Raw genomic sequence first — 12,772 nt, forward strand, 5'->3', positions numbered from 1 at the left:
ATATCGGTGATCCTCACGTGAGCAACCCCTTAGAACTTGCCGTGGCGGAGATAGGCTTCCTGCGGATCGACACCGGCGAGAATCGCGCTGCGCACGAGGTTCTCTGCCGAGATCGCCGTCTGCGCGGCATCGATTACGTCCTCGACGCGCGCCTTCGGGACACGGATCAGCCCGTCGCGATCGCCGATGAGATAGTCGCCCGGCGCGATCACCACGCCGCCGATCCGGATGTCCACCTCGACGGCGCGCGGAAGCCAGTAGCCGACGATGTCGCGGGGTGTGTGGCCGCGCGACCAGGTCTGGAATTCCATGTTGAGCAGGAACTGGACATCGCGGATCAACCCGTCGATGACGCAGCCGCGCAGGCCCTTGTTTTTCAGGGTTTCGGCCGAGAGCTCGCCCATATTGGCGATCGTCATGTCGTTGGGTTGCGACACCCAGATATGGCCTGGCTTGGCCTTCGAGAGCAGCCCCGTCCAGGCCAGCAAGGTCTCGTGGGGATCGGCCTTCGGATCGGTGCGGCCATCGATGGTGAAGGCCGGGCCGGCGAGCCGGCGTTCCGGCATCAGGGGGTGGAGCTCGACCGGCAAGGTGAAGTTCGAGTGGCCCATCGCGCGCATGACGTCATGGACAACACCGGTATAGCACTGCTCGAGGCGGGCGGAGATAGCATCAGACATCGCGTGACGGTCCTGGATTTGTGAGAGAGGCGGGCGGAGCCGAATCTGCGCCGGCCCAGTTCTTGGCATYAGAACCGGGGCAGTTCGGCGTTCTCGAAGCCCATCCATTTCTTCTGCAGCGCCTGAATCTCGCCATTGGTCCACATCATAAAGATTTGGGTGTTGAGCCAATGCAACAGGTCCGGCTCTCCGCGCTTGAGGCCGATGCCCATCGGAGCCTGCGAAACGACGAACTTGTTCTCAAGATTGGGGTTCCGGCCCCGCACCGCAGACGACAGGCCGCCGCTTGTGACGATACCGTCGACCTGACCCGAAAGCAGCGCCTGGGTGGTCGAGGCGTCGTCGTCGTAGCGCTGGACGATGACCCCTTCGACATTGGCACGCGCCATGGCGATATCGTTGGTGCTGGCGCGCGTGACGCCGATTTTTTTGCCCTTGAGCTCTGCCAGAGCGCCGGCCTTGCTGTCCTTTGGCCCGAGATAGACCTGCTGGTCGACGAAGACTGTGTTGGTGAACGCGATCGTCTTGGCGCGCTCGGCGGTGATCGAAAAGGAATAGATGACGATGTCGAGCTTGCCGCTGGTGATGTTGGGGATGCGGTTCGAGGCGACGGTATCGACGATGTTCAGCTTGACGCCGAGWTCGCGCGCGACCGCCTTGGCGAGCTGAACGTCATAGCCGTCGGGCTCCATCTTCTCGTTGGTGAGGCCGAAAGGCGGCGTGCCCAGCCCGACGCCGACATTGATCGTGCCGCGCTTGATAATGTCGTCGAGCAGGTTCTGGGCGGACGCGGCGAACGTCGAGCCCAGCAGCAGCGCCGTTCCGAGCGCAAGAGCCTGGATAGTCTTCACGTGTCTCTCCCTTTCATGGCGTGGCATTGTTCTGGGGCGCATGGATGTTCATGCGCACGCTCAGCCAGCGGCTTGTCTGCGACAGCAGCGAGCAGATGACGAAGTACAGGGCAGCGACCGTCAGATAGACGCTGAGTGGCTGGAAGGTGGAGTTGGAGACGATCTGTCCGGCTCGCGTCAGCTCGATGAAGCCGATGACGGAGGCGAGCGCTGTGTTCTTCACCACTTGCACGGAAAAGCCGACTGTCGGGGGGACTGCGAGCCGCAACGCCTGCGGCAGGATGACGAACCGCATCGCCTTGGGCCAGCTCAACGCCAGCGCGTCGGCGCCCTCCCATTGGCCGCGCCCGACCGACTCGATCGCGCCGCGCCAGATGTCGGTCAGGAAGGCTGCCGCATAGAGCGTCAGCGCGAGCCCCGCGGCAACGATGGCCGGCAAGTCGAACCCGAGATGGGATACCCCGAAATAGGCGATGAATAGAAGCACCAGCAGAGGCGTGCCCTGGATCAGATAGACGTAGATCCTGGCGATCCAGCGCAAGGGCGCGAAGATCGAGACGCGCATCAAGGTCAGTCCGGCTCCGAGCAGGCCGCCGCCGGCAAAAGCGATCAGCGACAGCAGGAGTGTCCATTGCGCTGCCTGCGCGAGGTAGCCGACATGGTAGAGGGAGTAAGTCTGGAACATCGGCGTTAGCGACCCGCATGCCGGAAGGCGAAGGCACTGCGGCCGGCCAAGGCGAATACGCCATGGAAGATGGCTGTCAGGGCGATGTAGAGGCCCGCCACGATCAGGAAGGCCTCAAGGCTGCGGAAGGTGAAGCCCTGGATGTCGTTGGCCGCACCGGTCAGCTCGGGCACCGAAATGGCGGAGACAATGCTCGATGCCAGCATGATTAGGATGAATTGGCTCGTCAGAGAGGGGTAGATCGCGGCGATGGCCGGTTTCAGCACGACATGGCGGAAGGTGAGATAGGGCGAGAGGCCCAGCGTGCGCGCCGCCTCGATCTGTCCCTTGTCGATGCTGTCGATGCCGGCCCGCACGATTTCCGTAATGTAGGCGCCGGAATAGACCGAGAGCGAGATCAGCGCCGCCGTCAGCGCGCTGATCCTGATGCCAACGGAKGGCATCCCGAAATAGATGATGTAAATTTGGACGAGGAACGGCGTGTTTCGGATGAGTTCTACGTAAGCCGCCGAGACCACGCGCAGCGGACGCACCCGTGAGCGACGCATCGCGGCGCCGACGATCCCGATCGCCAACCCCAGCGCCATCGCCATCGAGGACAGAGCTGTCGTGTAGATGCCGCCCTCGACGAATTGCGGCCAGCGAGCGAGCGCGCCAGAAAAGTCCAGATAGTTCATCGTGTTCTCCGGGATGTGCGACGGAACGCACGCGGCCCGTTCAGGGCTCTTTTGTCTCGCTGAGTTTTGAGCGGCTCACATTTTCAAGCGCGTTGTCGCGGCTGCGCAGGAGATGCCGGCGCAGAGCTTCGCGAGTCTGGTCGGGTGAGCCGACCTTCAGCGCGTCGAGAATATCGTGGTGCTCGTCGGCCGAGCGGCTGTAGTCACCGGCCAGATAGACGAAGACCGTATGGGTCTGGCCCAGGATTCGTTGGTGCCATTCGCAGATGAGCCTGTTGCCGGCAGCCGCCATAAGGGCGCTATGGAACTTGCGATCGTGGACGAGGGCGGTGGTGATGTCGTCGAGCGAGCCGCGCCGCGCGTAGAACTCATGGGTCTCAAGGCAGCGCGACAATTCGCCGAGCAGATCGGTGCTCACCGCGTGCAGCTCGAAGAGGCGGCCTACGGCGTTGAGCTCGATCAGCATGCGCCCTTCATAGAGCTCCTCCACATCTGCGAAGGTGAATTGCCGCACGACTGCCCCCTTGCGCATCGCGGACACGACGAGACCGTCCGCCTCCAGCCGCAGCAGCGCCTCCTTGATGGGCGTCTGGCTGATGGCAAGGCTGATAGCGAGCTCCTCGGGAAGGAGTCGTTTGCCGCTAGGTAGAGCCCCGGAGAGGATGCGCGAGCGCAATTCTTCATAGGCCTGATCGGACAAGGTGGCGCGGACGACGGAGTTCATGTCGCCATGATCGCTCCGCGGGCAGATAATGCAATATCGAAAATAAAAAATTTTCTATTTTATTTTGGAGAAGGCTCCGATTATGGTCCTTGCCGGAGGATCACAATGACAAGCGAGTCCCTCGCAGATTCCGCGGCGTTCGTGAGCGTGCGGAAGGCCACCAAGATGTTTGGCCCGTTCAAGGCGCTGGATGACGTCGATCTGCGCGTCGCCCGTGGCGAGAGGATCGTCGTATGCGGACCCTCGGGGTCAGGCAAATCGACCCTGATCCGCTGCATCAATGGGCTCGACCGTATTCAATCTGGCGAAATCAGCGTCGCCGGCGCGCCGTTGATGTCGAGCCGCCGCGGTTTGCTTGCGCTACGCCGCGATATCGGCATGGTGTTCCAGCACTTCAACCTGTTCCCGCACCTGACGGTGCTGGAGAATTGCACGCTGGCGCCGATGCAGGTGCTCGGCCGCCCCGCCGGAGAGGCGCGGGCCGAAGCACTCGCGATGCTACGCAAGGTGCGCATCGAGGACCAGGCTGATAAATACGCCTCGCAGCTCTCGGGCGGCCAGCAGCAGCGGGTCGCGATCGCCCGCGCCTTATGTATGAACCCCAAGGTGATGCTGTTTGACGAGCCGACCTCGGCCCTCGATCCCGAAATGGTCAAGGAAGTGCTTGACACAATGGTCGCGCTCGCCGGCGACGGCATGACGATGATCTGCGTCACCCATGAAATGGGCTTTGCTCGTCAGGTGGCCGACCGCGTCGTCTTCATGGACGCGGGCCGGATCATCGAGGAAGCGCCGCCGGAGGGCTTCTTCTCAAGCCCGCGTCATGAGCGCACCCGTAGCTTTCTCGCGCAATTGCTTCACTGAGCTCGCCCATCCCCCTCCCGGAACACTTTAAGGCCCCCATGAAGATCGTCGCCGTCGAACCGTTCATCCTGCACCTGCCACTGACGCAGAGCTCGATCTCGGACTCCACCCACAGCATCACCCACTGGGGTGTCGTCGGCACACGTATTCGGACGGATAACGGGCTGGAGGGCTACGGCTTCACGGGCACCCATGCCCATATCGCATCCGATCGCCTGATCACCTCCTGCATCGGAACCTCCTATGCGCCGTTGCTGATCGGGGAGGACGCCAACGACCGCTCGCGGCTCTGGACGAAGCTTGCGCGCTCTCCTGCGCTGCAATGGGTCGGGCGCGCCGGCATCACGCATCTGGCGCTCGCGGCCGTCGATGTCGCCCTTTGGGATCTCGCTGCGAAGCAGGCGGGGCTCCCGCTATGGAAATTCCTCGGTGGCCAGGGCGTCAAGGCGCTGGAAGCCTACAACACCGATATTGGCTGGTTGTCCTTTTCAAGGGAAAACCTGATTTCGGGAGCGAAGAAGGCCGTTGAGGTCGACGGCTTCACACGCATCAAGGTCAAGGTCGGCCATGACGATCCCAATGTCGACATCGATCGCCTCGCTGCCGTCCGCAAGGCGATTGGTCCAGGCGTGCGCATGGCGATCGACGGTAACGGCAAATGGGATCTGCCGACCTGCATGCGCTTCTGCGCGCAGGCCGAGCCCCTCGACATCTTCTGGTTCGAGGAGCCACTCTGGTACGATGATGTGGCGGGTCATGCGGCCCTTGCCCGCTCGACCTCGATCCCGATCGCRCTCGGCGAGCAGCTTTACACCCTCGACGCCTYCAAAACCTTTCTCGCAGCCGGTGCGCTGACCTACGTTCAGCCTGACGTAACAAGGCTCGCGGGCATCACCGAATACATTCAGGTCGCCGACCTCGCCCACGCGCATCGCCTGCCGGTCGTGCCCCATGCGGGCGAGATGAGCCAAGTGCATGTGCACCTGTCCTACTGGCACCCAGCCTCGACGATCCTGGAGTACATTCCCTGGATCAAGGACCATTTCCAGGAGCCGATCCGGGTGGAGGGCGGCCTCTATGCGCTGCCGCAGCAGCCCGGCGCGGGAACCACGCCGCTGGCTGCGAGCTTCGAGAGATTTGGCAAGCGCCTGTAGGCGCGGGCCAGCGCAGGCGGCAACGCAAGAAACAAAACAAATCAAACAGGAGGGAAGAGATGACCAACGAGATCGATCGGCGCCGTTTCGTCGGCGGATTGGCGGCCGCGACGGCATTTGCCGCCTCGGCCCCGGGCGCCCGCGGGCAGGTCGCGAAGCCGGCATCGCCCCTGACGATATCCGTCATCGACGCAGCCGGAAGTCTGGCTTTGACGCAGCCAGTTTTCGAAAACTACCGCAAGGCGAGGCCCGACCTCGTCGGCCGCTTCGTCTTCACCAAGGCGCCCTCGCCCGAGCTGCCCGGAAAGCTCAAGGCCCAGCAGGCGGCCAACCGCGTCGACATCGACATCGCCTTGGTCGGCACCGACGCGATTTCAGCGGGCGCAGAGCAGCAGGTCTGGACGAAGCTGTTTCCCGACCACGCCGCGGCCCTGCCCAAACTCGCCGACATCTATGCCCCTGACGTCCAGCGCATGCAGGCCGTCACCCAGGGACAGGGCGTCTGCATTGCCTTCACGCCGTCGGGACCCCTGCTCGAATACATGCCCGACCGGGTGAAATCGCCCCCGACCACCGCGGCCGAACTGCTCGACTGGTGCCGGCAGAACCCGAACCGCTTCTTCTACGCCCGGCCGTCGAATTCGGGACCGGCGCGCGGCTTCCTCATGGCCTTGCCCTATCTGCTCAAGGACACCGATCCAAAGGACCCTGCCAAGGGTTGGGACAAGACGTGGGCCTATCTGCGCGAGCTCAATAACTTCATCGAGTATTACCCGACCGGCACCGCCGTGACGATGAAGGAGCTGGGCGACGGCTCCCGCGACATGATCACCTCGACCATGGGATGGGACATCAACCCGCGCGCGCTGGGCATCGTGCCGAAGGAGGCCAAGACGATCGCACTCAAGGGGTCGCATTTCATCGCAGACGCGCATTTCGTCGCCGTACCCGCCGGCGTCGCGCCCGAGCGAATGGCGGTCATCCTCGATCTGGTGTCGTTTATGCTTTCACCGGAGCAGCAGGCGCTCGCCTATGACGAGGGCTACCTATATCCAGGTCCAGCCGTGAAGAACGTGCCGCTCTCGGCCGCGCCCGCCGCGAGCCAGAAGACATTGGCGGAGTTCGGTCGGGAGGAATACGAGGCATTGATCGCCTCGGTTCCTGTCGAGATGCCGCTCGAGCTCAACCAGATGGTTCAGGCGTTTCGGATCTGGGACATGGAAATCGCGGGGAAAAAGAAGCCCTGAGAGCGTTCGCGCTATGGTTCGTCAAGCACGTGCACATTCGTGGTTCTGCGTGGCTTCGGCATGCCGCCGGCGGCTTACGTAGGTCGTGTCCCGCAAGGTGGTGTAGCTGAGGCGGTCATCGGCGGTTGCCGGTTAGGTTTGGGTTGCGAGATCCAACCGTGAACCGAGAGACCTCCGATGACCGATGAGATGCTGTGCGTGTGAATAGGCATCCAATTTGACCCGTGAATCGGCGTCCTGCGTGACCCCACGTAATTCGAATATTCTCTAATCGATTCAGGAACCTGCCGCCGATTTGATGGGTGAGCCTTGGGCGCCGATCGGGGGTCAAACGGCATGCCGCTTCACACACGCTGGCTCTCAAGGCAACGACGCCTCGCGATCTGCTCGATGCAGATTGGATCACCGTCGCACGCTTCGATAGCTTGACCACGCCAGGTGACATCGGCAGCATCCTGGCCCGCGAGGTGGACGATTGGAACGAGGCCGGGGTTGCGACTGTCCGGCTGGGAACGCGCACGACCGATCATCCCATCTACACGACGGATCGGCCCCATTTCATCCTGGCGCTCGAATGGCTGGCGCAACCGATCGACGGCGACGCGCTGATCGCAGGTCTGATGCGGGCGATAGATGCCAGCACGTCGGTATCACGGCAGATAATCTTCCAAGGGCAGCGCCTGTTTCCTTGGCCGAACGTGGCAACCGTAGGGGGCTAATGGACTTAGTTGCAATTTAATGCGCCCGATGTGGCACCTAATACGCAAGGCTGGAGCGCGCCTCAGGCCCTGAGCGCCGTCAGCTGCGTAGAGAGGCTCTTGATTTAGCGGGACGTCACCGGCGCAGGTCGTCGTGAGCGAACTGCTAATCAGAGTGGTACCCCGACGTTGGCGCGGTTCGGCGCCACAAACTTGTATTCGGCCGATCCGTGAGGATCGCGACCTTGATGCAGTCATGCGCTCGACGGCGAAGTTCCGGGGCGGCGGGCCCATTCTAAGCCGCGGCTCAAAGACCAAGTCCCCTATCGGGTTGCCGCCACTTCGGCTCGGTGACCACAGTCAGCCCGAAGGTGACTTCGGCGGGTCTCGTTAAGAACCAGAGAGCTCATGCGGCGCGCAGCACCATGCCCTCAGGAACGATACCGCTGGTCGCCAGTCGCGATGAGCAGTTTCCGGGCCAAGGCCACTACCATCGTCTTGCACGTGCCGCTGCGGGCGTCGGCTGTCCGCTTCCTGTACTACGCGGCCAACGCGCTGTTCTGCTGATGGGATTATGGCGCAGTAATTAGAAACACGTTGCTCGTTACCGTCCCAAATTTGGGCCACGGTACCGGTAGAGGAATGCGCCGCCGCTGCTGTTAATGGCCGGCTAAGTAATTGCGCAGTACTGGGGGCACCCAAGGTTGATTGCCCCCGGAGAATTATGCTGCGACTGGGTGATGTTATAGTGCTACTGGCCGCCTCGTTTGGTGTGCTCACCTGCTTCGTGATGCTGGGGCTCAGTGGCTTCGGGACGACCCCCCATCCACATTCCGCTCATACAATATTCATGCACGAAGTCTGCGGACTGGTCTTCTCGCTTGGCACGGTCGTGCTAGGAGCGGTCTGCATCAGCACCTCGTCCTGGCTGCCTATGGTTCTCCTGCTGGGGGTTTCACTATCCGGAGCTTTGATTGCCGATAGTCTCGTTTCCGCATCCATGGCCGTGGCATTTTGCGGGGGGCTTATAGCAATTGCGGAATCTGCTGCGATGCGCCGTTGGGGGAATTGAGCCGTCGGTTAGCGTAACGTTCTGGTGCAAACGGCCACTCTCACTTTGCGTCGGTCAATCAGCTTGTGAGACGTGAACTGGACGAGTGCGCACATCGTCGGCAAGGTTGGCGGCGGGTTCAAGGTTTTCTGACAATCCACACATCGCGAGAACAATCAAATGTTCACGGCAGGGGCGCTTATCCTCCTGGGAGGAATAACTTGGTATGTTGAACGGTCGAACGTGAAGGACCGTTCGTCATTCGAGTATGAGGATAATCCTCTCTACTTCCACATCCGGCAGGATTTGAAACTCATCGCGTTCCTGCTTGCGGGCGCGTCGCCGGCACGGCCGCGCTCGAACTCTCGCTCACCGGCAAGCGTCGCGCGCTCGCGACGATGTGCATCGGCGTCGGCCAGGGAATCGCCGTCGCGCTCGAAGCGGTCTGACCGACGCGCCTCTCGTACGGCAAAAACAAGGCAACCGAACATCGACAGGCTCCGTCGCAAAGCCTTGCAGCATCAGCTGCAGGCCGCCTCTAACTCAACCCAGATGAGCCAGAGCCTCTGACCTGCAACTCGCAAACAGTCTCAAATCATCTGACGACGGACAGGCACAAAGAGGCGCTCGCGATTCCCACTATCGACTGTTCAGGAGGCAGACTTTGCCTGTCGCAAGATACGCGGTAGTCGCCGCTTCCACCGCTGCGCGGCTGGCAGAGTCTCGCCATTTCCGTGGCGCGACCGCGTCTTCGGCACTTCGCACCCAACTCCCTCGGGCCCCGTGGCACGCGCATTCGATCCCACCGGCGCCTCCCCCATCTCGTCAGGGTCATCTTTACGCTCGGGGGCCGATGTGACGATGGGCGGTATTTCCATCAGATCCAGGGCGGGAGTTAATGCGAGTGCGGGCAGGATTCGCTAAGCCTTTGGAGGTTCAGGCGAAACCGATAGAATAAACGGGTTGGGCGATTGCTGCGGACCCATCTTCACCGCGCCCAGATTCAGTTTATCCGCAGAGCCTCCCAGATCGACGGCGGCCCACATTGAGAGTTGCGGCTTAGTGCGGGCATGGCGCGCCTGCTTGAACTCAACGATGRAAGGTTTTTTCGGCGGCTTCATTGCTGCAGATGTCGCTCGATACTGTCATTGCCTTGCCCGATTTGCGCGTGCAGGGAGGACCATTCTCTACGGCTATCCCTATCGTTGGTCCAGATGGTGTACAGATAGCGCAGCAAGGTTATTCGCTCCCGCAAGGATCGGTGAATATTTGGGTTTCGCCGCGAGGCGTCGAGCCCGTAATGGCGAAGCTCGCGTCGGAACCGCTGGCCTGCCGGTTCTCGGGCAGCATCGTTCAACACAACGGAAGGTCCCGCCCCGTCTGGGTGTCTCGCAGAGACGGGGCGGCAAGGTGCTTGACCAATTCCGTCACTCTGCGGCGACGTCTGCCAGCTTTATGACGTCAATCCAGTCTACCGAGAATGGAGGAATACGCTATTCCAACAAGAAATGGCAATCGCCCCGGCCTGCGGCATCATAATTCGACCAAGGGCTTTGCATTCATCCAGCCGGACGATGGCGGCCAGGATGTTTTCGTTCATATCAGCGCGGTCGAGCGGGCGGGCATGCGCGAGCTGCGCGACGGGCAAAAGATCTCGTACGAGGTTGTCCCTGACAAGCGGTCGGGTAAAGCGTGAGCCGAGAATCTTCGCGCTGAATGATGCCCCAGCTTGAATGCAAGGGCCCGGACGGCTCCGCCGACATGATCTGAGTTCAGAGCCGCGGCTCAGTTCCACCGCCGGGTCCGAGTCATCAAAGGAGAGGCCGTCGCGTTCCGCATCGCCCTCCCCGTCGTCGGCGCCACTCGTGGGAATCTCCTCAGCCAGGAGGGAATCCTTGGTCAGCAGGCCGGCATCCTCGAGCTTTTCGAGATCGGGCAGGTCGCGCAGGCTGGCGAGACCGAACACCGACAGGAATTTGTCCGTCGTCACGCCCCGGCTCCGGGCTGTGGCTGCGGGGTCAGATAATCCGCTCATTTGTCTCCGAATGGAGCTTTGTTTTGAGTCTGGCGAAATGAGCGTCACCGCCATGCTTTACGCCCTCATCGGGCTTACGGCTCTTTTTGCTGTAGCGGTCTTCTCGCACAAGACGGCCGAAAGCCGGCGGCAACGCCGGCTCCACGATCATCGGCACATGGAGTTTAACCGGAGGAGCCACATTTAAGATTGGCAATTAGTGCCAGATGTCGCGCGGACCCGGTTCCGTCCGCCGGAGCCGGCGGGCGTAATCCCGCCCGAAGCGCAAGAGGCCGAGCCGCCGCGACCTCTGGCATCTCGACGAGGTTGTCGTCACCATCGCCGGAAAATAAGCACCGGCTCTGCCGGGCGGTCGATCAGGACGGCTATACTCTGGATGAGATATAGCCGCCCGATATAAATCATCAGAACTTGTCATCGGACGTAAAATGGTCGCTGCTTCGGGGGGCGGCCCATTAGAACCMAGCGGCCAAGCCATCTTTGCGGTGGTCCGAGCCGGCGACATAACCGTCTTCAAGGCGATGGATGAGCTGTGCGCCGCCAAAGCCAAAGCTCGCATCCGGCTCTTCTAGAGTGATCGCATGGCCAAGCTCGGCCAGCGCGCTTAGAGCCGCTTGCGGCATCGCGCTCTCAATGGCGACGGCATTGTTCTTGACGAAGCGCCAGCGAGGGGCGTCACTTGCGGTCTGCGGGTTTTGGCCGAAGCAGCACGTGCGCAGCACCATTTGGACATGCCCCTGCGCCTGCATCGGCCCGCCCATCAAGCCAAAGCTCATCAGGGGCTCCGCGTCCTTCATGACGAAACCCGGGATGATGGTGTGGAACGGCCGCTTACGCGGACCGACCTGATTGGCGTGTCCGGGCTTCAGCGTGAAGCCGAGGCCTCGATTCTGCAGGTGGATACCGGTACCCGGCACGACGATACCGGAGCCGAAACCGCTATAGTTTGACTGGATGAACGAGACCATCATGCCCGAGGCATCGGCGGCAGTAAGATAAACCGTACCGCCGGTCGTCGGGGCGCCTGCCTCARCGAGGCGTGCCCGTGTCGACGAGATCAAGGCAGAACGCTTCTTCAGATAAGCACGGTCGAGCAGCTGATCTGTCGAAACATTCATGGTGGCGAGGTCGCCGATATAGGCATCGACATCAGCGAAGGCGAGCTTGATCGCCTCGATCTGGAGATGCAGGGCCTCAGGGCTTTCGGGTGCGTAGGCATCGATATTCGTGTGTTCGAGCATGCCCAACGCCATCAGCGTGGCGATGCCTTGGCCGTTAGGCGGAATTTCGTGAACGTCGACGCCACGGAACGTCGTCGAGATCGTGCCGCACCAATCGGCCTCATGCGCGGCTAGGTCCTSGCGGCTCAGCGCCGCACCGTGATGGCTGGCGAAGCGGGCGATCTGCTCCGCCAGCTCGCCTTCATAGAAGGCCGCGCCTTTGGTCCGAGCGATTGCCTCAAGGCTGCGTGCGAGGCCTTCGTTGCGAACGATCTCGCCGGCCTGGGGCAGGCGCCCACCCGGCATGAAATTCTCTCGGAAGCCCGGCTGCTCGGACAGGACTGCGGCGCCCTTGCGCCAGAGCACGGCAATCGTCGGCGAAAGCGGAAAGCCGTTACGGGCATACTCGATGGCGGGCTCGAAGAGATCGGCGAAGGGCAGCTTGCCAAAGCGATCCGAGAGCTTGACCCAGGCGGAGACGGCGCCCGGCACTGTGACGCTCTCCCAGCCGCGCTCGGGCATGCTCCGGCGCCCCGCGAAGCGATCGGGCGTCCAGCCGGCGGGTGAGCGACCCGAGGCATTGAGGCCATGTAGTTCGTTGCCGTCCCAGAGGATAGCAAAAGCATCGCTGCCGATCCCGTTTCCGGTCGGCTCGACTACTGTCAGCGTGATCGCCGCCGTCAAGGCCGCGTCGACTGCGTTGCCGCCGCGTGCCAACGCTCGCAGGCCGGCCTGCGCCGCCAGCGGCTGCGAGGTTGAGACGATGTTGCGGGCCATGACCGGCACGCGCCGGACCGAATAGGGTGAAGCGTAGGAGAAGGAGGTCATGGGAGGTATGATGCCTGCTGCTGAGAAGTCGACTGCTGCGGTTCTTGGCCGCCTATTC

Annotated in this window: 12 protein-coding genes and 1 pseudogene; 6 read left to right on the forward strand and 7 right to left on the reverse strand. The window is 62.1% G+C overall.

The features are described from left to right. Nucleotides 1–29 precede the first annotated feature (29 nt). The 5 genes from AC1D34_RS10870 to AC1D34_RS10890 form a co-directional block, all read right to left on the reverse strand. A complete protein-coding gene (locus AC1D34_RS10870; RefSeq protein WP_441507975.1) occupies nucleotides 30–680 on the reverse strand; it encodes an RraA family protein in 651 nt (216 codons plus the stop codon). 68 nt (nucleotides 681–748) lie between these two features. Then, on the reverse strand, nucleotides 749–1,573 hold the full coding sequence (locus AC1D34_RS10875; RefSeq protein ID WP_476824244.1) for a transporter substrate-binding domain-containing protein: 825 nt from the start codon (nucleotides 1,571–1,573) through the stop codon (nucleotides 749–751). Continuing rightward, on the reverse strand, nucleotides 1,545–2,216 hold the full coding sequence (locus AC1D34_RS10880) for an amino acid ABC transporter permease (RefSeq protein WP_441507977.1): 672 nt from the start codon (nucleotides 2,214–2,216) through the stop codon (nucleotides 1,545–1,547). The genes AC1D34_RS10875 and AC1D34_RS10880 overlap by 29 nt, the downstream gene beginning before the upstream one ends. Nucleotides 2,217–2,221: 5 nt before the next feature. Then, nucleotides 2,222–2,893, reverse strand: a complete 672-nt coding sequence (locus AC1D34_RS10885; RefSeq protein ID WP_441507978.1) for an amino acid ABC transporter permease — start codon at nucleotides 2,891–2,893, stop codon at nucleotides 2,222–2,224. Nucleotides 2,894–2,933: 40 nt separating this feature from the next. Then, nucleotides 2,934–3,593 carry a GntR family transcriptional regulator gene (locus AC1D34_RS10890; protein WP_441507979.1) on the reverse strand — a complete coding sequence of 220 codons (660 nt, stop codon included), beginning with the start codon at nucleotides 3,591–3,593 and terminating at the stop codon, nucleotides 2,934–2,936. 129 nt (nucleotides 3,594–3,722) lie between these two features. Between AC1D34_RS10890 and AC1D34_RS10895 the strand changes: the two genes are divergently transcribed. The 4 genes from AC1D34_RS10895 to AC1D34_RS10910 all read left to right on the forward strand — a co-directional run bounded on the left by AC1D34_RS10895 (nucleotide 3,723) and on the right by AC1D34_RS10910 (nucleotide 7,601). After that, nucleotides 3,723–4,481 carry an amino acid ABC transporter ATP-binding protein gene (locus AC1D34_RS10895; RefSeq protein ID WP_441508017.1) on the forward strand — a complete coding sequence of 253 codons (759 nt, stop codon included), beginning with the start codon at nucleotides 3,723–3,725 and terminating at the stop codon, nucleotides 4,479–4,481. Nucleotides 4,482–4,519: 38 nt separating this feature from the next. Beyond that, entirely contained in the window at nucleotides 4,520–5,635 is a 1,116-nt protein-coding gene (locus AC1D34_RS10900; RefSeq protein WP_476824237.1) for a mandelate racemase/muconate lactonizing enzyme family protein, read from the forward strand. A gap of 59 nt (nucleotides 5,636–5,694) precedes the next feature. Further along, nucleotides 5,695–6,882 carry an extracellular solute-binding protein gene (locus AC1D34_RS10905; RefSeq protein ID WP_441507981.1) on the forward strand — a complete coding sequence of 396 codons (1,188 nt, stop codon included), beginning with the start codon at nucleotides 5,695–5,697 and terminating at the stop codon, nucleotides 6,880–6,882. Between the two features lie 302 nt (nucleotides 6,883–7,184). Further along, nucleotides 7,185–7,601: a hypothetical protein gene (locus AC1D34_RS10910; RefSeq protein WP_441507982.1), complete on the forward strand. Its 417-nt coding sequence runs from the start codon at nucleotides 7,185–7,187 to the stop codon at nucleotides 7,599–7,601. Between the two features lie 1,314 nt (nucleotides 7,602–8,915). Here AC1D34_RS10910 and AC1D34_RS10915 read toward each other — a convergent pair. After that, the gene (locus AC1D34_RS10915) at nucleotides 8,916–9,122 is read right to left on the reverse strand and encodes a hypothetical protein (RefSeq protein ID WP_441507983.1); all 207 of its coding nucleotides are present in this window, start codon (nucleotides 9,120–9,122) and stop codon (nucleotides 8,916–8,918) included. A 1,034-nt stretch (nucleotides 9,123–10,156) separates the two neighbouring features. Here AC1D34_RS10915 and AC1D34_RS10920 point away from each other — a divergent pair. Both AC1D34_RS10920 and AC1D34_RS10925 read left to right on the forward strand, forming a co-directional pair. Then, nucleotides 10,157–10,327 carry a cold-shock protein gene (locus AC1D34_RS10920; protein WP_441508018.1) on the forward strand — a complete coding sequence of 57 codons (171 nt, stop codon included), beginning with the start codon at nucleotides 10,157–10,159 and terminating at the stop codon, nucleotides 10,325–10,327. 602 nt (nucleotides 10,328–10,929) lie between these two features. Continuing rightward, nucleotides 10,930–11,050: pseudogene (locus tag AC1D34_RS10925) on the forward strand (DDE-type integrase/transposase/recombinase); the annotation flags it as partial. A gap of 71 nt (nucleotides 11,051–11,121) precedes the next feature. Here AC1D34_RS10925 and AC1D34_RS10930 read toward each other — a convergent pair. Beyond that, a complete protein-coding gene (locus AC1D34_RS10930; RefSeq protein WP_476824238.1) occupies nucleotides 11,122–12,714 on the reverse strand; it encodes a gamma-glutamyltransferase family protein in 1,593 nt (530 codons plus the stop codon). Nucleotides 12,715–12,772 lie beyond the last annotated feature (58 nt).

This window comes from Allobosea sp. P1_A7, assembly GCF_056406775.1.

Coding starts and splice junctions, on each gene's coding strand:
- AC1D34_RS10870 (WP_441507975.1), bottom strand. CDS start 680: ATGTCTGATGCTATCTCCGCCCGCCTCGAGCAGTGCTATACCGGTGTT.
- AC1D34_RS10880 (WP_441507977.1), bottom strand. CDS start 2,216: ATGTTCCAGACTTACTCCCTCTACCATGTCGGCTACCTCGCGCAGGCA.
- AC1D34_RS10895 (WP_441508017.1), top strand. CDS start 3,723: ATGACAAGCGAGTCCCTCGCAGATTCCGCGGCGTTCGTGAGCGTGCGG.
- AC1D34_RS10905 (WP_441507981.1), top strand. CDS start 5,695: ATGACCAACGAGATCGATCGGCGCCGTTTCGTCGGCGGATTGGCGGCC.
- AC1D34_RS10915 (WP_441507983.1), bottom strand. CDS start 9,122: ATGTTCGGTTGCCTTGTTTTTGCCGTACGAGAGGCGCGTCGGTCAGAC.